Origin of the sequence: Plantibacter sp. ME-Dv--P-122b (assembly GCF_030209375.1) — a bacterium.
Lineage (GTDB): Bacteria > Actinomycetota > Actinomycetes > Actinomycetales > Microbacteriaceae > Plantibacter.
Genome location: NZ_JARVSC010000001.1, coordinates 237,854 through 255,759, shown reverse-complemented (window position 1 = coordinate 255,759; position 17,906 = coordinate 237,854). Strand labels below are relative to the sequence as shown.

Here is a 17,906-nt window from a genome sequence, read left to right as displayed (position 1 = left end):
TAGGCTGGGGTGATGAGCAGCAGTGAAGACCGGGAACTGGCCGAGTGGGGCGAGCAGCGCAAGCGTCGTCAGCGGCTCATCGCCTGGGTCCTCGTCGTCGCCCTGGTCCTCGGTGGAGGCGGCGCGACCGTCCTCGGCTTCATCTTCAACTAGCCCACCGCCCCCCTCCCTGCCCGATTGCCAGCGCGGTGCGCTGACGCGAGCGCGCCCCACACGCGCGAGCGCGGGTCTCCGGAGGGTCGCGCTCGCGCCCCGGACCCGCGCCCAAGCCGGAACCGGCCATCTCGGGCCAGCGCACCGCGTTGGCGCCGAAACCCGACGTCTCGGGCCGGCGCACCGCGCTGACCGTCGTCAGGGTCTGGCGTCGTGCAGGTCTCGCTGCTTGACGATGCGCTCCGGGTTCGCCGGACGCATACCGACGATGATCTTGCCGCGCGCGTGCAGACGCTCGAGATCCTCGAACGCATCGATGATCAGGTCGAACGGGTAGAATGCCGACACGACGACCTTCAGCGCGTGGTCGGCCGCGTACTCCGCGAGGCGCTGCAGCTGCTTCGTGGCGTGCGCCGAGAACTCCTCGTCGGGCTCGAGCGCTGCCAGCTCGATGGCCTTCCGGTCCTCGCTCGACCGGTACTTCTCCGGCGGGACGCCGAGTTCGAACGCGAGCTCCTGACCGTCCTGGCCGAAGTTGTCGATGAACGCCGTCACGCCCTCTGGCGCGAGCTTCCGGATCCGATCCGCCATCCCCTCGCCGTAGACGACCGGCTTGACGCCCTGTTCACGCAGGAAGTCGTGGTTGCGCTCGCCACAGGTGCCGATGACCCGCACACCCGCGAACTTCGCCAACTGTGCCTCGATGTTCCCGACGCCGCCGGCCGCCGCCGAGATGACGAGGGTGTCGCCCTGCTTGAGGTGCAGCCCGTCAAGGGTGTCGAGCGCCGTGAGCCCCGCGAGATAGAGCCCGCCGGCCTCCTCCCAGCTCACACGCTTCGGCTTGCGGACGAGAGAGGACGCCGGGACGACGACCTGGGTGGCGTGCGCGCCACGGACGGCGTGACCGATCACCTCGTCGCCCCGCTTCCAGCCCTCGACCCCGGTTCCGACCTCGCGGACCAAGCCGGCGAAGTCACTCCCCTGCCCCGTCGGCAGCTCGATCGGCACCGTCTCGGCGAGGTGCCCCTCGCGGACGAACGCCTCGATGTGGTTGATGCCGCTCGCGAGGACGTCGACCACGACCTCGCCCCATCTGGGATGCGGCATCTCGGACTCGATGAACTCGAGTACGTCGGGCCCGCCGTAGCGGGCGTAGCGGAGTGACCTCGTCGTCTGCTTCGAACCGAACATGGTTCATCTTCCACCTGACGATTCGCTAGATCGTCGAACTATCAGCTGGCTTCCAGGTTCACCGGGTGGCTCCTCATGACGATGCCCGCTCGCCCAAGCAGGGGCGAACGGGCATCGGGTCGCCCACTCTTGGGCGAAAAAGCGGGGTCAGCCCTTCACCGCTCCCGCGGTCAGGCCCTGCACGATGTACCGGCTCGCGAACGCGAACAGCACCATCGTCGGGATGATCGTCAGCACGGCGGCCGCCGACATGGACCCCCAGTCGATGTTGTAGCTCGTGATGAAGCCGTTGAGCGCCGTCGGGATCGTCTTGTTCGCGTCACTGTTGATGAGCGTCACCGAGAGGAACAGCTCGTTCCAACAGTTCACGAAGTTGAAGATGAACGCCGCCACGATCCCGGGCTTCAGCACCGGGACGAGCACCCGGAAGAGCGCGCCGAACCGCGAGCAGCCGTCGATCATGGCCGCCTCCTCGAGGGCGTCGGGGATGTTCTCGAAGAATCCACGCAGCATGACGGTGCAGAACGGGATGCACACCGCGATGTAGATGAGGATGAGCCCGAACCGGTTGTCGACGAGCTTGAGCTGCGTCATCAACAGGTAGAGCGGACCGAGCGCGATGAACGACGGGATCATCTGCGTGGCGAGGAACGCCAACAGGATCGCCCCCTTGCTCCGGAACTCGAACCGCGCCAGCACGTACGCCGACAGCATCGAGATGAACGTCGCGACGACCGCCGCGATCGTCGCCACGATGAGGCTGTTGACGACGTAGGTGCCGAACTGCGCCTTGCTGAACAGGCCGAGGTAGTTCTCGATCGAGAACACCTCCGGCCAGTACGTCAGCGGGTAGGAGAAGATCGCGCCCGGCTTCTTGAACGAGGTGACGACGATCCAGTACAGCGGGAACACCGTGATCACGAGCCAGAGCCCGAGGAAGAGGAACTTGACGACCTTCGCCGTCCGGGTCTCCTGGTCGATCATGCCTTCACCTTCTTCTCACGCATGGACAGCAGGTAGAACGCGGTGAACACCAGCAGGATCGCGACGACGATGAGGCCGATCGCGGAAGCCCGGCCGTAGTCGCCGCGCTGGGTGGTCGCGATCATCCAGGTGGTGAGGATGTGGGTCTGGTTCGCCGGGCCACCACCCGTCATGCCGTAGATGATGTCGGGGAAGTTGAAGATCCAGATGACCCGGAGCAGCACCGTGAGGGCGAGCGTCGTGCGGATGTACGGGATGGTGATCTGGAAGAGCATGCGCGCCTTGCCCGCGCCGTCGAGCGCCGCGGCCTCGAAGAGGTCCTCCGGCACCGACTGCAGGGCGGCGAGGATCATGATCGCGAAGAAGGTGACGCCGTACCAGACGTTCGCCACGATGACGGCGAACATCGCGGTGTTCGGGTCGGCCAGCCACGGGATCGGGGTGTCGATCAACCCGACCTTCTGGAGCAGGTCGTTGATCACGCCGAACTCGCTGTTGAACATCCAGCGGAACAGGATGCCGATGAGGAAGCCCGAGATGGCCCACGGGAAGAAGATCATCGCCTGGTAGAGACCGCGGAAGCGGAACTTCCGGCGCAGCCACAGCGCGATGCCGAAGCCGATGACGAACTGCGGGACGATCGAGGCCACCACCCAGAGGACGGTGTTCGCGACGACCTTGCCGAACGCGGGGTCGGCGAAGACGGCCAGGAAGTTCGCGAAGCCCACCCAGGAGGTGTCGGTGAGGTTGGCGAGGTTCCAGTTGCGGAACGCCATCTGGGAGCCGGCGATCATCGGGTAGTAGATGAAGATCGCCACGAAGATGAACGCGGGGGCGAGGAAGGCGAGGAGGCCGAAGCCGCGGCGCACCGTGAAGGTGCGTCGCCGACGCCCACCGGCGGTCCGCGAGGGACCGGCCGGGGGTGTCGGGGCCGCACGCTGCTGCGTGCGACCCGCTTCGTCAGTGGTGGTCGTCATGGACGGTTACTCGCTCTTCCACTTCTCGGTCCAGTACTCGTCCCAGCCCGCGAGGAGCTTCTCCGGCGTCAGCTGGCCGATGAGGACCTGCTGGATCTCCGAGTCGGACTTCTGGATCCACTCGGTCCACCAGGAGGAGCCGCGCGGCTGCGTGACGCTCAGGTAGGTGTCCGGGTTCTCGTTCATCGTGACGTAGCTGGCCCACGGGCCGGTCTTGTAGAAGTCGCTGTCCGCCGCGCTCTTGACGATCGGGACGAGGCTGTTCTCCTGGGCGAAGGTGGTGGCCTGCTTGTCCTCGGAGAGGAACTCGATAAGCTTCGCGGCCTCGGCCTTGTGCTCGCTCGACGCCGCCGTGCCCCAGCCCGCGGTCGCCATGGGCTGTGCGGCCTTGCCGGTCGGGCCGGTCAACAGCGGAGCGGTGCTCCACTGCTCGGACGTGATCGCCTCGGACTGCTCGACGGTCGCGATGACCTCCGGGTCCTGCAGGAGGAACGCGGTCGAACCGTTCGAGAAGCCTTCGACCATCTCGGGGTAGCCCCACGCGACGGACGACGGCGGCGAAGCCTCCTTGAAGAGGTCGAAGTAGGTGTTGACGGCGTCGAGCGCCTCCGGTGCGGAGAAGATCGTGTCGCCGTTGGTCAGTTTGAACGCGTTCTCGGTGTCGAGGTCGTCGGCGACGTAGGCCTCGATGGCTGCGACGACGTTGCTGTTCGCGTTGGTGCCGCCCCGGAAGGCGTAGCCGAACTGGTTCTTCGAGGGGTCCTGGATCGCCGAGGCCTGCTCGAGGAGGTCGTCCCAGCTCGTCGGGGGCCCGTCGAAACCGGCCTCCTTGATGAGGTCGGTGCGGTAGAACAGGCTCAGGCCATAGAAGCCGTAGGGCACATAGTAGACCTTGCCGTCCTCGCCCTTCGCGTACTTCGTCGCGTTGTCGGTGAGGTCGTCCCAGCCCTTCCAGTCCTCGAGCTCGCCGCTCATGTCGTCGAGCCAGCCATTGGTGGAGAACGGGCCGACGGTGATGTCGCGGACCTCGAGCACGTCGACGCCGGAGCCGGACTGCAGCATCTGGGTGATCTTCTGGTCGGCCTGGTCGGTCGGCGGCGAGATGAGCTCGACCTTGATCTTCGGGTTGTCGGCCTCGAAGTCCGCGATGAGCGACTTCAGGACCTCGGTCCGGGCGGGGTTGGTCAGGCTCTCGACCATCTGCAGGGTGACGGTGCCGTCGCTCGCGCCGCCGGCACAGGCCGACAGGGCGAGGCCGGTGACGACGGACAGGCCGATGGCGGCCGTTGCGCGTGACTTCCTCATGCTCGCTTCTCCTTTGAGTGGTGCTGGTGGGGGTGCTGCGGGGGTGGGTGCTGTGGTGCCGGTGCGGTGGTGCGGGTGTGGTGGTGTCGGGTCGGGCGGTTCCGCGCTCAGTTCGTGGCCGCGCGCTCCTCCTCGGCCCATCGCGCGAGGACCGGGACGGCGTGCTCGGCGAAGTGTTCGAAGTCCTCGGGGGTGTTGTAGACGTGGGTGGAGAGTCGGACGTAGCCGATGCCGTCGAGGCTCGTGAACGCGCCCTCGACACCGAGTTCGGCGGAGACGCGGTCGCGGAGCCCGTCGGCGGTCGCGTGGGTCGTCGCGAGGCCGGTCGGGAGCTTGACGAGCCGGAGGGCGTTGACAGGCATGCCCACGTCGACGTGGCTGTCCTCGCCGGTGATGGCGGTCACGGCGTCGGCGACCACCTCGACGGCGTAGTCGGCGAGCTCGGTCATGTAGTCCCGGGCGGCCGACCAGCCCCAGACGTCCTCGACGAAGCCGAGCGAGGTCGACGCGGCGAGGTAGCTCGTGACGTCGACCGTGCCCTGCGTGTCGAAGCGCTGGGGGAACGGGTACGGCGAACCCCAGGAGTCGATGAGCGGGTAGAGCTCCTGCGCGAGCGGGCTGCGGGCGACGAGGACGGCGGCACCGCGCGGGGCGCACCCGAACTTGTGCAGGTTGCCGACCCAGAAGTCGCAGTCGAGGTCGCGCATGGGGTCGGCGTAGAGGCCGGGGACGTGGGCGGCGTCGACGAGTGTGGGGATGCCGGCGGCACGGGCGGTCGCGGCGATCTGCTGGACCGGCAGGAGTCGGGCGGTCGGCGAGGTGATCTGGTCCATCACGATGAGGGCCGTGCGGTCGCTGAACTCGGCGACGACGGCGTCGTGGGCGGTCTGCGCATCGGCATCGAGCGGGATGCGGGCGGTCCGGACGGTGCCGCCCCAGCGACGCGCGAGTCGCTCGGCGCCCATCGTGACGGCGCCGTACCCGTGGTCGGTGACGATGATCTCGAGGCCGGGCTGCACGGGGAGGCTGGAGAAGACGACGCTCGCTCCGGCGCTCGCGTTCGGAACCATCGCGAGCTGGTCGACCGACGCCCCGAGGAAGTCGGCGATCCCGACGCGGGCCGCGCCGACCTTGGCCGGAAGGGCCGGGAACCAGGTGAGGGGTGCCGCCTCCATTTCGCGGCGGAGGGCCTGCTGGTGCTCCTGCGCGACGATCGGGACCGCCCCGAAGGATCCGTGGTTGATGTGACGCTTGGTCGGATCCAGCGTCCACCCGGCCGTTGCCGGTCGGCCGTCGCCGAGCGTGAGCGGCGCTGGCCGTGCGATGGTGCGAGTGTCCACAGTGACGTTCCTCCGAGTCGATTATGCAGTGGATTGTCCGATAACCATAGGGGCAACGTTTGATGACTTGGGTTTCTGTCGTGTTACAAGTGATCGCTCAGGTCGTTTCGGGGCCGACTCATCCGATGACTTGGTGTTCAGGCATCGAGTCATCGGACGTCTCATGCCCCGTTGCGGCTCGCGGATCACCGGTGGGTGGCCGCTACGATGGCGGGACGACCCCTGAGGAGGAGCCGCATGTCCGCAGTCGACACCGCGTTCCACGGCCTGCGACACATGATCGCGTCGGGACGACTCGTGGCGGGGCAGCGGTTCCCGGCCGAGAACGAGCTCTGCGATGAACTCGGCGTGTCCCGCGGGTCCCTCCGTGAGGCCGTCCGCATGCTGGCCGCCCTCGGGATCATCGAGTCGCGGCACGGCTCGGGCACCTACGTGTCGATGCTCCGGCCCGAGGAGATCATCGGCAGCCTGTCGCTCACGGTCGACCTCCTCCCCCTCGACGGCCTCCTGCAGATGTACGAGCTGCGGCGGGTGCTCGAGACCCATGCCACCTCGCAGGCCGCTGCTCGTGCGAGCGACGAGGTGCGCGCCGAACTCGCCGAACTCGTGGAGGCGATGGAACGGACGACGGACCCCGCCGAGTCGAGCGAGCTGGACCACCGGTTCCACGAACTCATCGCGCGGACGGCCGGCAACGCCACGCTGACGGCTCTGTTGCAGGTCTTCCGGTCGCGCTCGCGTGCCTACGACGTCTTCAGCCTGCCGGACGGCGACGAGCTGCGTCGGGTCAGCAACCGCGGCCACCGGGCGATGACCGAGGCGATCATCTCGCGCGACCCCGTCGGTGCGGCTGGGGCCGCGTCGGCGCACGTCGCGCAGACCGAGGAGTGGTTGCGCGTCCTCCAGCCGCCGGCGACCCCCGCCGACTGACGCTCCTGGGTCGCGCCAGCGCGGTGCGCTGACGTCAGCGCGGGTCTGTGGCGCGAGCGCGGGTCTCCGGAGGGTCGCGCTCAGCGCCATACCCTGCGGTCACGCCGGGTAAGGCGCAATCACACGGGCGCACCGCGCTGGGCCCGGTTCCTCCGCGCTCGTGCCAACGCGGTGCGCTGGCAGCGCACTCAGGAGGTCGGGAGGATGGGCGTACCGATGAGCCGCTCGAGGTCGGTCCAGAGCGTGGCGGCGACGTCCCGGTCGGTCGTGATCGCGGCAGGGGTCTGCCGGACGGCGTCGCCCTTCGTCAGCCACCGCGGGCCATAGAACCAACCACCGTCGGCCGACTCGTCGGTGACCGCCCGGAGCGTCGGCTCGGCCCCTCGCTGCTTGCTCTGCGCGTAGACGGACTGCAGCGTGTCGGAGAAGCGACGCTCTCGGGTCGGCTCGTTGACGCCGGGGACGCGACGGTCGAGCCCGTTGACCGAGTAGCCGGGGTGCGCGACGAGGGCCCGGACGGTGCTGTGCGACGCCGCAAGCCGACGGTCGAGCTCGAAGCCGAGCGACGAGAGGGCGATCTTCGACTGGGCGTACGCCTGCCACCCGCTGTACCCGTCCCGAAGTTGCAGGTCGTCGCCGTGGAACCGGACGAGCAGGGTGGAGAGACTTCCGAGGAGCACCACGCGCGGTGCTGAATCGTGCGCATCCGCCGTGCGCTGCAGGACCGGCAGGGCCTCGGCGAGCAGGGCGGCGTGGCCGACGACGTTCGTCGCGAAGACCAGTTCGATGCCGTCGGCCGTCTCCTGGCGCTCCTTCGGCATGTGCACCATGCCGGCGTTCGCGACGAGGGCGTCGAGACGGTCGAGGTCCGCGAGTCGCTCGCCCGCCGCTCGCGCCGAGTCGAGCGAGGAGGTGTCGAAGGGGAGGTGACTGAGTCGGGCGTCGGGCACCTTCACCCGGATCGCCCGCATCGCCGCCTGCGTCTTCGTCGCACTCCGCGACGCGAGGATGACCTCCGCGCCCGCTCGCGCGAGTCCGAGACTCGTCCAGAAGCCGAGGCCGGCGTTCGCTCCAGTGACGAGGACGACGCGTCCGGTCTGATCGGGCAGGGAGTCGGCGTTCCAGGTCATGGACTCATGATGGCGCAGGACGCTGGACACCGCCCGAAGAAGCGTCACCCCTTGCCTCAGGATCCCCGAGGTGCCAGCGCGGCGCGCTGGCGTCAGCGCGGGCGAACCGACCCGACCGCGCACGAACCGGCGTGACTCTCAATGAATGGGCCTGGCCGCGGGCCACGCGCGTGGGCGCGACCCTCCGGAGACCCGCGCTCGCGTCACAGACCCGCACTCGCGTCAGCGCACCGCGCTGGCGGAACGGAACACGAAGGGTCAGTGCTGGTTGGCGAGACGCTCGTGGTGGTGGATGACCTCGGCGACGACGAAGTTGAACCACTTCTCGGCGAAGGCCGGATCGAGGTGCGACTCCTCGGCGAGCGCCCGGAGCCGGGTGATCTGCCGCTGCTCGCGCGCCGGGTCGCTCGCAGGCATGTCGTGCTCGGCCTTCAGACGACCGACCTCCTGCGTGCACTTGAACCGCTCGGCCAGCAGGTGGACGAGCGCCGCGTCGATGTTGTCGATGCTGCTCCGCAGACGGCCCAGTCGCTCGGTGGCCGCCTGGTCGTCCGCCGCAGCGGCGCCGGTCGTGGGTTCGGGTTGCTGCTCGGCCTGGCTCATGCGAAAACTCTAGCAACGCGCCAGGTGCCGGAGACGGGTCGCCGGGCGATCCCCAGCCGGTTCACCGCGGAGCCTCGACGAGACATCCCGCCTCGAGGTGCACCCGCGCGTCGGCCTCCGCGACCGCGACCGGATCGTGCGTCACCTCCACCACCGTCGCGCCACAGTCGGCCTCCGCCCGGAGCACCTCGCGGATCGCCAGCCCGGCAGCTCGGTCGAGGCCGACGGTCGGCTCGTCGAGCAGCAGCAAGTCGGCCTCACGCGCGAGCGCCTGCGCGACGAGGACCCGCTGGCGCTGCCCACCCGACAGCTCACCGAAGGAGCGCCCGGCGAGTTGCAGGACGTCGAGGCGGGCCAGGCTCTCGTCGACGATGCGTCGGTCCCCAGCCCCGAGTCGGCCCCACCAGCGACGCAGAGCCGGCCAGCGTCCCATCGACGCGACGTCGCGCACCGTGACCGGGAAGCGCTCGGGCACGGCACTGCGTTGCGGGACGTAGGCGGCCGACCGACCGTCGAGGCCGTCGACGCCGCCCGAGGTCGGTCGGTGGAGGCCCGCGATCACCGCGAGCAGCGTGGACTTCCCCGCGCCGTTCGCCCCGGTGACGACGGTGATGGCGGACGCCCCGACCTCGACTGAGATCCCGTGCAGGACGCGCGCGCCGTCGTACTCGGCCGACACGTCGCGGAGTCGGATGCCGGACCCGACGGGCTGCCCCGGCGTCGGAGGGCGAGGGGTGCTCGTCGCGGATCGCATGTCACCACCCTATCAATACTGAGAATCATTTTCATGTAGAGTGCTCGACCATGACCTGGATCAGCGAGCCGTTCACTGCGGCCTTCCTCCTGCGCGCCCTCATCGGCGGCCTGCTGGTGGCGGCCGTCTGCGGTGTCGTCGGCACCTGGGTCGTCCTCCGCGGCCTCGCGTTCCTCGGGGAGGCGATGGCCCACGGCATGCTGCCCGGCGTCGCCACCGCGGCACTCCTCGGCCTGCCGCCGGTCGCCGGCGCGGCCGTCAGCGCGGTCGTCATGACCGCCGGCGTCAGCCTGGTCTCGCGGCGCGGCAGGCTGTCCCACGACACCTCGATCGGTCTCCTCTTCGTCGGCATGCTGGCCCTCGGGGTCATCATCGTGTCGTCGAGCAGATCGTTCGCCACGGACCTCACGGCGATCCTCTTCGGCGACATCCTCGCCATCCGGCCCGCGGACCTGGTGGGCCTCGCCATCGCCCTCCTCGTCACCGTGGGCGTCGCGGTCGCCTTCCACCGCCCGTTCGTCGCGCTCGCCTTCGACCGCCGGGTCGCTCAGACCATGGGCCTCCGGCCGCGACTCGCCCACGCGATGCTCGTCGGCCTCGTGACCCTCGCGGTCGTCGCCTCGTACAGCGCCGTCGGCACGCTGCTCGTCGTGGCGCTCCTCCTCGGGCCGGCCGTCGCCGCAGCCCACTGGGCGCGCCGCATCCCGCTCATCATGCTGCTCGCCACGGGTTTCGGCGGCCTCGCCGTGCTGCTCGGCCTGCTCCTCTCCTGGTACGGCGACACCGCGGCCGGCGCGTCCATCGCCGCCTGCTCGATCCTGCTCGCCACGGCGTCCTGGGGCGCGAGGGCGCTCGTCGGACGACTCCGGCGGCCCACCGACCGACACCCCGGCCACCCCGGCCACCCCGACGACCACCTCACCGAACCGACCCATCTGGAAAGCGCACCGTGCACCGACTCCTCCGACCGACCATCCGACCAGGCGGCACCCGCCCGACCGACGACCGGCTCCCGCGCGCCACACGGACAGCGCTCACTCTCGGCGCCCTCGCACTGACCCTCACCGCCTGCGCGCCGCAGGGGTCGGCATCACCCACCGCGACGGCCTCGGACGAACCGCGCGGACACGGCTACGTCGAGGGCGCGAGCGAGCTCCCCGAGCCGCAACTGCACCTCGCGACCGCCGACGTCGACGGCACCGTCGAGCTCACCGACCTCCTCAGCGAGGAGCGCACCACGCTCGCCGAGCTCGGCCCGATCTCGGCGCTCACGGGCGACGGCCGGTTCGTCGCCGCGCAGTCCGAGCCCGCCGGCACCGTGACGATCATCGACACCGGTGTGTGGACGGTCGACCACGAGGACCACCAGCACTACTACCGCGCTGAGGCACGGGTCGTCGGCGAGATCGACGGCGACGGACCAGCGACGATCACCGCCGGTTCGACGACCACCGCCGTGCGGTTCGCCGGTTCGGGCGAGACGCTCCTCCTCGACACTGCCGCACTCGGCACGGGCGACATCACGCAGTCCGGCCGGATCCGGACCTCGCCCGGTGCTCCCGGAATCACCGTGCCGATCGGCGAGACGGTCGTCGCGACCGACGGGACCGGCAGGCTGCATCTCCACGGCCTCGACGGCGACCTCCTCGACCCCTCGTCGGCGTCCGTGACCGCTGCCGACGCTGTGCTCGCCGGGTGCACCGATCCGGCCGGCAGCATCGCCACCAACGTCGGCGTGGTCATCGGCTGCGCGGAGGGCGCGCTCCTCGCCGTCGTCGACCGCAGCTCGAGCGACGCCGACCCGATCCCGGCATTCGAGGCGATCCCCTATCCGCAGGCTGTCGCCGCCGCCGACCGCGCGACGTCCTTCCATGCGCGTCCCGGTCGACCGACGGTCGCCGCCGTCGCCGGCACCTCCGGCGCCTGGCTGCTCGACACCCGCGAGCGCAGCTGGGCGCTGCTCCCGACCCCCGCGCCCCTGCAGCTGGTCACCGCCGTCGACGACCGCGACCAGCACGTCGTCGGCCTCACGACGACCGGCGACCTCCTCGTCCTCGACGGTGCCACCGGCGCCGTGACGGGGACCGCGGCCGCACTCGTCGGTGCAGCCGACCTCGCCACCGGTGTCCAGCTGGAGGTCGACCAGAACCGCGCCTACCTGAACACCCCGGGCTCCCGTACCGTCTCCGAGATCGACTACGGCGACGGAGCGCGGATCGCCCGCACCTTCACCTTCGACACGGCACCGGCGTTCCTCGCCGAGACGGGACGCTGACCATGCGAGCGACCATCCCCCGCACGACCGCCCTCCTGCGCACGACCGCCGTCCTCGCGGCCGGCCTCGTGCTCGGAACCGGCCTGACGAGCTGTGCGGCGAGCGCCGACGACCGCCCGCTCGTCGTCGTGACCACGAACATCCTCGGCGACGTCGTCGGTGAACTCGTCGGTGACCAGGCCGAGGTCATGACCCTCATGCCGCCCGACGCCGATCCGCACTCCTTCGAGATCTCCGCGCGGCAGGCGGCGCGCATCACCGGTGCGCAGCTGCTCGTGTCGAACGGCCTGGGACTCGAGGAGGGACTCGCCCAGCACCTGGAGACCGCGGCCGACGAGGGGGTGCCGATCGTCGAGGCCGGCTCGCTCGTCGACGTCCTCGAGACCGCGTCCGGCGCGACCGATCCGCACTTCTGGACCGACCCGACGCAGATGACGTCGGTCGTGGACGGGGTCACCGAGGCGTTGCTCGAGGAGATCCCCACGCTCGACGCGGCCGAGCTGCAGGCGAACGCCGCCACGTACACGGCCGAGCTCGAGACGCTCGACGCCGAGATGGCCGAGGCGTTCGCCGCCATCCCGGCCGAGCAGCGGAAGCTCGTCACCAACCATCACGTGTTCGGGTACCTCGCCGCCCGCTACGACTTCCAAGTCATCGGCGCCGTGATCCCGAGCGGCACCACGCTCGCGGCGCCCAGCGCTTCGGACCTCGACGAACTGTCGACCGCGATCGAGGCAGCCGGCGTCCGGACGATCTTCGCCGACTCCTCGCAACCCGACCGGCTCGTGCAGGTGCTCGCCGACGAGGCGGACGTCGACGTCGCCGTCGTCCCGTTGTTCACCGAGTCGTTGACCGCCGAGTCGGGCGACGCCCCCACCTACCTCACCATGATGCGCGCGAACACCGAGCGCATCGCCACCGGACTCTCGCCCTGAGCGGGCGTCCACGAACCGATAGGAAACCATGCAGCAGCACCACCGCAGTCCCCTGGCGCAGCGCCTGAAGCACGGCCGGGTCCCGTTCCTCGCCGTCGGCACCGCCGCGGCTCTCCTCCTCACCGGTTGCTCGACCGCGAGCGGCTCCGCGCCCGACCCGAGTGCGTCGACCTCCGCCGACCCGCAGAGCCGGATCACCCTGACGTACGACGGCGGCCTCCTCGTCCTCGACGCCGCCTCCCTCGAGGTGGTCGGCGACCTCCCCCTCGACGGCTTCAACCGGGTGAACGCCGCCGGCGACGGGCGACACGTCCTCGTCACCACGACGAAGGGCTTCCAGGTCCTCGACACCGGGACGTGGACGGATGCGAACGGCACCTCGAAGCAGGCCGACCCGGTCCTGACCGACCTCGTCTTCCCCGCCGAAACCGCGGGCCACGTGGTCCGTCACGCCGACAAGACCATCCTGTTCGCCGACGGCTCCGGGGACACGACGATCTTCGACAGCGCTGACCTCCTCGAAGCCTCCGACGAGCTACCCGAGACCGAGACCATTCCGTCGGAGGCCGCGCACCACGGTGTCGCCATCGAGCTCGAGGACGGCACCGTACTGTCCACGATCGGCACCCCGGACGCTCGGACCGGTGTCCGCGTGCTCGACGACTCGCGCACCGAGATCGCCCGCAACGAGCAGTGCCCGTCGGTGCACGGTGAAGGCACCGTCAAGGACGAGGTCGTCGTGTTCGGCTGCAGCGACGGCGTGCTCGTCTACGACAGCGGCGTCTTCACGAAGATCCAGGCGCCGGACGCCTACGGTCGCACGGGCAACCAGTACGTGAGCGAGACGTCCTCCATCGCGGTCGGCGACTACAACAGCGACCCCGACGCCGAGGGCTACGACCTCCGCCAGCTCGCGTTCACCGACACGGTCGCGAAGACGACGAAGATCGTCGACCTGCCGGAGGGCGTCGGCTACACCTGGCGCGACGTCGCCCGAGGGCCGAACGACGAGGTCATCGTGCTCGGCAACGACGGTTCGCTGCACGTCCTCGACGAGCAGACGGGTGCCGTCACCGACACCATCGACGTCATCGACGCCTGGGAGCCGCCGGCCGAGTGGCAGGACGCCCACCCGGCGCTCGTCGTCCAGGACGGTGTCGCCTACGTGACCGACCCGGCGACGAAGTCGATCCACGCCGTGGATCTCGCGTCGGGCGACATCACGACGGGTGAACTGCCCGGCGTCCCGAACGAGATCGCGGTCGTCACGGGCTGACCCGACCTCACCGAGAGCGCCCGTTCCGTCCTCCCCGCGTCATGCAGGGGGCGGAACGGGCGCTCTCATCGTGCCGGCCCGGCGGTCAGACGCGCTCGGGCGCTCGGAGCACCCCGCCCACGACCGGACGGGTCGCCCGCAACGCCGCCCACACGAGCCCGATGCCACCGGCGAAGCACCCGACGATGACGAGGACCGACAGCGGGGCGAGGATGACGCTGATGCTGGCCATCGGGAGGACGAGCAGGACGCCGAGTCCGGCCGAGCCCAGCGCGACCACCCGCAGTGGCAGCATGACCGCGCGACTGCGAGCCCGTTCCATGACATCCCGCGGCACCCCCAGGCGGTCGAGGCTGACGTACAGGTCGCGTCGGTCGAGGACCGCCGACGCCTGGTTCACCCCGACCGAGCACGCGACCATGAGGAACGACGCGACGAGCGTGATGATCACGCCGGTGCGGATGTCGTCGATGAGGATGGAGCTCTCGCGGTCGAGGTCGGCACCGCCGGCGGCATCCATGAGCGCCACCCCGGTCCCGGCGACGACGGCGACGAAGCTCGTCATCGCCACGCCACTGACCTGACGCCACGCCGCCTTCGGCGACTCCAGGATCGTGCGGGCCGCGAGGAGCCGTTCCGGCGTCTTGGCGCGCTTGGCCGACCCACGGCCGATCACTCCGACGACCCAGGGGCCGATCAACCCGAGCACCCCGACGCCGGCGGCGAACCCCACGCCCAGCACGGCGATGATGGCGGCGACCTCCTGCAACCCCGTCACGACGGAGAGCATGCCGTAGGCGACGATCACGACGACGACCCCGACGACGATGCGCAGCCAGTGCACGGTCGGCGCCTGCTGCTTCGTGCGGACGCCGAGCGGGCTCACGTTCACCGCGCGGAGACCGATGGCGGCACTCGCTGCTGCGAGCAGCACGACCCCGAGGACCACCGCTGCGATGATCGGGACACCGACCCAGACGCCCTCGACCCCGATCGGGGAACCACCGAACGGGATGAACCCGACGAGCGGCAGCATGCCGAGGTACAGCAGGATCCCGGCGAACGCACCGAGGAGGGCGACCCCGGCCGACTCGAGGACGGTCATCGCCGTGACCGTGCCGGGTGTCGCGCCGAGGAGTCGGAGGGTGGCGAGTCGGTCGTCACGACGCCGGGCGGAGAGCCGCGCGGCAGCCCCGCCGAGCGAGCCGAGCGGGACGAGCAGGAGGGCCAGCGCCAGCACACTGAGCACCTGGTAGACGAAGGCCGTCTCACCGGTCCACCGCCAGAACATCATCGCGCCGCCGAGCACCGTGAGTACCAGTGCGGTGGTCACGGCGAACGCGACCGAAGGGAGGACGATCGTCGCGGGGCTCTGCGCACCGGGGCGGGCGAGCGTCCAGGTCAAGCGGACGACGGGACTCCGACCGCTGCCGGCGGGGACCGGGATCCGGGTCGGTGCGACCCCGAGTGCGGCGGTCACGGTCGGGCTCCGTTCGGGACGACGCCGGTCGCCTGACCCGGGTAGGCCTGCGGTGGGTACGGCTGCGCAGCGGGCTGGGGGTACGGCTGCTGCAGGAACGGCTGCCCGGCGGGCTGTTGCTGGTACGGGAGCTGCTGCGGCGCGTAGGGCTGCTGCACCTGCTGCGGCGGGGTCGGCACACCGACGCCGCCCGGCTGCCCGACGATCCGACCGTCGGCGAGGCGGATGATCCGGGAGCACCGGGCTGCGACCGTCTCGTCGTGCGTCACGAGGACGAGCGTGCGTCCCTGCCCGGTCGTCGCGTGGAGCAGAGCGCCCATGACGTCGGCCGAGGTCCGCGAGTCGAGCGCGCCGGTCGGCTCGTCGGCGAAGACGATGGGGGCGCCGGTTACCTGGGCGCGGGCGATCGCGACGCGCTGCGCCTGACCACCGCTCAGTTCGCCGATCCGACGGGTCTCCATGCCGGCCAGTCCCAGGGCGGCGAGCCATGCCGCCGCGCTCGTTTCGGCGGCGATGCGCGGTGTCCCGCCGAGCATCAGGGCGATGGCGACGTTCTCGACGGCGGTCAGCTCGGGGATGAGCAGGCCCTGCTGGAAGACGAAGCCGAAGGACTCACGCCGCAGCTGGGAGCGGTGGCGTTCGTCGAGCTGGTCGACGCGGACGACGCCCGTCGGGGTGGTGAAGGCGATCGAGCCGGTGTCGGGGGTGACGATCCCGGCGAGCGCATGCATGAGCGTGGTCTTGCCGGAGCCGGAGGCACCCATGATCGCGACCGACTCACCGGGGAGGATGTCGAGGTCGACGCCGGCGAGCGCGACGGTCGGTCCGTACTGTTTCGTGAGTCCGCGGGCGGAGAGGATCGAAGTGTTCATGCTTCCATCGTCGGCGGCAGGTGTCGGTCTTCGCGTCGGTCGGGCGATGCAAGCTCCGCCGTGCGGGTCATCCGCGAGGTGGACCCGGCGTGGACCTCGCGGTCAGTTGCCGCGGCGGCGGTACTGGGCGAAGACCGCCGCGTCGGCCGCCCAGCCCGCGCCGAGGAACCGGAGGCCTGTTCCGGCGTCGGTCCCGTCGGCTGCGGCAGCAGGCGCCTGCGTCGGCTCGACCGAGGCGGTGAGGTCGACCCCGGCAGCACCCGCGGCGACGTGTGCAGTCGCACTGACGCGCTCAGCGACCGCTCCCTGCTCCGCGGCCTCGTCGTGCCGGCTCGGCATCGGCTCCGTCAGCGGGACCGCCCGCAGCGGTGCGGTGACCCGGGTGCGGACGGCGTGCGAGCGGGTGATCGATGACATGTTCCCATCGTCCTGAACCCGAGCACCCGGCACATCCCGCAGTCGGGTGATCCTCCGTGCCCCGGTGTCATCCTCCGGTACCACGACAGCTGTCGGGCAAACGGGCGGTGGGCAATACGCTTGCGGCATGACGAGTGCACCCCATCGCCACCAGCCGCTGCGTCCGGCGGCACGTCAGCAGCGGGTCCGGTTCCGCGCCCATCGTCCGGCCGAGGTGACGACCTCCGTCAGGACGACCCTCCAGCGCCCCTTCGCGATCGGCTTCGTCGGAGCACTCGGCGCCCTCGCTGCCATCGGGCTCATCCTCACCCTCGGCTCGCTGTCGACGATCCTCGTCTCCATCGCGGTCGGCCTCTTCATCGCCCTCGGCCTCGACCCGGTCGTCGTCCGACTGGAGGCACGCGGCATCAAGCGCCCGTTCGCGATCGCGATCGTCTTCGCCGTCTTCGCCGTCCTGCTCGCGCTCCTCCTGGCCCTCGTCATCCCCGTCGTCACCCGGCAGGCCGTCGAGCTCGTCACCAACGCGCCGGCCTTCCTCACGGGCATCCAGGACCAGGAGTGGTTCCGGTCGCTCAGCGACTACCTCGGGCCGGGCGTCGACCTCCAGGGCGCGCTCGACTGGGTCTACGGGGTGGCCGCCGACCCGAAGACGTGGGTCGTCCTGGCCGGCGGCGCCCTCAACCTCGGCGTCGGCATCGCGAACGGCTTCTTCGGCGGCTTCATCGCCCTCGTCCTCGCGCTCTACTTCCTCGCGTCCATGCAGGCGATGAAGAACGCGTTCACCTCCCTGGTGCCCCGTCGCTCCCGACCACGCGTCGTGTCGATCACCGACCAGATCACCGCCTCGATCGGCGGGTATGTGAGCGGCATGGTGGTGCTGGCCGGGATCAACGCCGTCCTCGGACTCATCATGATGCTCATCGTGGGGGTGCCGTACGCCGGTATCCTCGCCGTCGTCATCTTCTTCGTGACACTCATCCCGCTCGTCGGCTCGATCATCGCGACCGTCATCGTCGCGACCGTCGGGCTGTTCGACTCGCCGACGACCGCCCTCATCGTCGTCATCTACTACCTGATCTACATGCAGATCGAGTCGTACGTGCTGACGCCGCGGGTCATGAACAAGGCGGTCTCGGTGCCCGGCGCCCTCGTCGTCATCGGCGCGATGGTCGGCGGTTCGCTCATCGGACTGCTCGGCGCGCTCGTGTCCATCCCCGTGACGGCGTCGATCCTGCTGATCATCAAGCAGGTCGTCGTGCCACGGCAGAACGCGAAGGCGTAGCC

17 protein-coding genes and 1 pseudogene are annotated in these 17,906 nt (G+C 70.2%); 7 read left to right on the top strand and 11 right to left on the bottom strand.

Annotated features, from left to right (window positions below; translation table 11 throughout):
* The first annotated feature begins 12 nt into the window (after nucleotides 1-12).
* On the top strand, nucleotides 13-153 hold the full coding sequence (locus tag QRN19_RS01285; protein WP_162852291.1) for a hypothetical protein: 141 nt from the start codon (nucleotides 13-15) through the stop codon (nucleotides 151-153).
* A 198-nt stretch (nucleotides 154-351) separates the two neighbouring features.
* Here the strand turns inward: QRN19_RS01285 and QRN19_RS01280 are convergent, their stop codons facing one another.
* The 5 genes from QRN19_RS01280 to QRN19_RS01260 all read right to left on the bottom strand — a co-directional run bounded on the left by QRN19_RS01280 (nucleotide 352) and on the right by QRN19_RS01260 (nucleotide 5,950).
* On the bottom strand, nucleotides 352-1,344 hold the full coding sequence (locus tag QRN19_RS01280) for an NADP-dependent oxidoreductase (protein ID WP_086474668.1): 993 nt from the start codon (nucleotides 1,342-1,344) through the stop codon (nucleotides 352-354).
* A gap of 147 nt (nucleotides 1,345-1,491) precedes the next feature.
* Nucleotides 1,492-2,328: a carbohydrate ABC transporter permease gene (locus QRN19_RS01275; RefSeq protein ID WP_085511878.1), complete on the bottom strand. Its 837-nt coding sequence runs from the start codon at nucleotides 2,326-2,328 to the stop codon at nucleotides 1,492-1,494.
* Nucleotides 2,325-3,305 (bottom strand): carbohydrate ABC transporter permease, encoded by a 981-nt coding sequence (locus tag QRN19_RS01270; RefSeq protein WP_285024721.1) that lies wholly within the window; start codon nucleotides 3,303-3,305, stop codon nucleotides 2,325-2,327. Before QRN19_RS01270 ends, QRN19_RS01275 begins: the two co-directional genes overlap by 4 nt.
* Before the next feature lie 6 nt (nucleotides 3,306-3,311).
* Nucleotides 3,312-4,610: an ABC transporter substrate-binding protein gene (locus QRN19_RS01265; protein ID WP_285024720.1), complete on the bottom strand. Its 1,299-nt coding sequence runs from the start codon at nucleotides 4,608-4,610 to the stop codon at nucleotides 3,312-3,314.
* 107 nt (nucleotides 4,611-4,717) lie between these two features.
* Nucleotides 4,718-5,950 carry an aminotransferase class V-fold PLP-dependent enzyme gene (locus QRN19_RS01260; RefSeq protein ID WP_285024719.1) on the bottom strand — a complete coding sequence of 411 codons (1,233 nt, stop codon included), beginning with the start codon at nucleotides 5,948-5,950 and terminating at the stop codon, nucleotides 4,718-4,720.
* Between the two features lie 237 nt (nucleotides 5,951-6,187).
* Here QRN19_RS01260 and QRN19_RS01255 point away from each other — a divergent pair, with 237 nt between their 5' ends.
* The gene (locus tag QRN19_RS01255) at nucleotides 6,188-6,880 is read left to right on the top strand and encodes a FadR/GntR family transcriptional regulator (RefSeq protein WP_194599373.1); all 693 of its coding nucleotides are present in this window, start codon (nucleotides 6,188-6,190) and stop codon (nucleotides 6,878-6,880) included.
* Between the two features lie 188 nt (nucleotides 6,881-7,068).
* Here QRN19_RS01255 and QRN19_RS01250 read toward each other — a convergent pair whose 3' ends face one another.
* The 3 genes from QRN19_RS01250 to aztA form a co-directional block, all read right to left on the bottom strand.
* Nucleotides 7,069-8,010, bottom strand: coding sequence for an SDR family NAD(P)-dependent oxidoreductase (locus QRN19_RS01250; protein ID WP_285024718.1), 942 nt, complete (start codon nucleotides 8,008-8,010; stop codon nucleotides 7,069-7,071).
* A gap of 258 nt (nucleotides 8,011-8,268) precedes the next feature.
* The gene (locus tag QRN19_RS01245) at nucleotides 8,269-8,613 is read right to left on the bottom strand and encodes a chorismate mutase (RefSeq protein WP_079001361.1); all 345 of its coding nucleotides are present in this window, start codon (nucleotides 8,611-8,613) and stop codon (nucleotides 8,269-8,271) included.
* 61 nt (nucleotides 8,614-8,674) lie between these two features.
* The gene (gene aztA, locus QRN19_RS01240) at nucleotides 8,675-9,367 is read right to left on the bottom strand and encodes a zinc ABC transporter ATP-binding protein AztA (protein WP_285024716.1); all 693 of its coding nucleotides are present in this window, start codon (nucleotides 9,365-9,367) and stop codon (nucleotides 8,675-8,677) included.
* A 50-nt stretch (nucleotides 9,368-9,417) separates the two neighbouring features.
* Between aztA and aztB the strand changes: the two genes are divergently transcribed.
* From aztB to aztD, 4 genes are read left to right on the top strand one after another with little or no spacing between them, the layout of a single operon-like run.
* Entirely contained in the window at nucleotides 9,418-10,425 is a 1,008-nt protein-coding gene (gene aztB / locus QRN19_RS01235; RefSeq protein WP_285024715.1) for a zinc ABC transporter permease AztB, read from the top strand.
* Nucleotides 10,317-11,642, top strand: a complete 1,326-nt coding sequence (locus QRN19_RS01230; protein ID WP_285024714.1) for a hypothetical protein — start codon at nucleotides 10,317-10,319, stop codon at nucleotides 11,640-11,642. The genes aztB and QRN19_RS01230 overlap by 109 nt, the downstream gene beginning before the upstream one ends.
* A 2-nt stretch (nucleotides 11,643-11,644) precedes the next feature.
* Entirely contained in the window at nucleotides 11,645-12,577 is a 933-nt protein-coding gene (gene aztC, locus QRN19_RS01225) for a zinc ABC transporter substrate-binding protein AztC (protein ID WP_285024713.1), read from the top strand.
* A 28-nt stretch (nucleotides 12,578-12,605) separates the two neighbouring features.
* Nucleotides 12,606-13,853: a zinc metallochaperone AztD gene (gene aztD, locus QRN19_RS01220; protein WP_285024712.1), complete on the top strand. Its 1,248-nt coding sequence runs from the start codon at nucleotides 12,606-12,608 to the stop codon at nucleotides 13,851-13,853.
* A gap of 85 nt (nucleotides 13,854-13,938) precedes the next feature.
* Here aztD and QRN19_RS01215 read toward each other — a convergent pair whose 3' ends face one another.
* The 3 genes and pseudogenes from QRN19_RS01215 to QRN19_RS01205 all read right to left on the bottom strand — a co-directional run bounded on the left by QRN19_RS01215 (nucleotide 13,939) and on the right by QRN19_RS01205 (nucleotide 16,622).
* On the bottom strand, nucleotides 13,939-15,333 hold the full coding sequence (locus QRN19_RS01215; protein WP_285024711.1) for an FtsX-like permease family protein: 1,395 nt from the start codon (nucleotides 15,331-15,333) through the stop codon (nucleotides 13,939-13,941).
* A gap of 194 nt (nucleotides 15,334-15,527) precedes the next feature.
* Nucleotides 15,528-16,205, bottom strand: a pseudogene (locus QRN19_RS01210) (ABC transporter ATP-binding protein); the annotation flags it as partial.
* Nucleotides 16,206-16,307: 102 nt separating this feature from the next.
* Complete coding sequence (locus QRN19_RS01205; protein ID WP_285024709.1) at nucleotides 16,308-16,622, bottom strand: hypothetical protein; 315 nt, start codon at nucleotides 16,620-16,622, stop codon at nucleotides 16,308-16,310.
* A gap of 127 nt (nucleotides 16,623-16,749) precedes the next feature.
* Between QRN19_RS01205 and QRN19_RS01200 the strand changes: the two genes are divergently transcribed.
* A complete protein-coding gene (locus QRN19_RS01200; protein ID WP_285024708.1) occupies nucleotides 16,750-17,904 on the top strand; it encodes an AI-2E family transporter in 1,155 nt (384 codons plus the stop codon).
* Nucleotides 17,905-17,906: the final 2 nt, after the last annotated feature.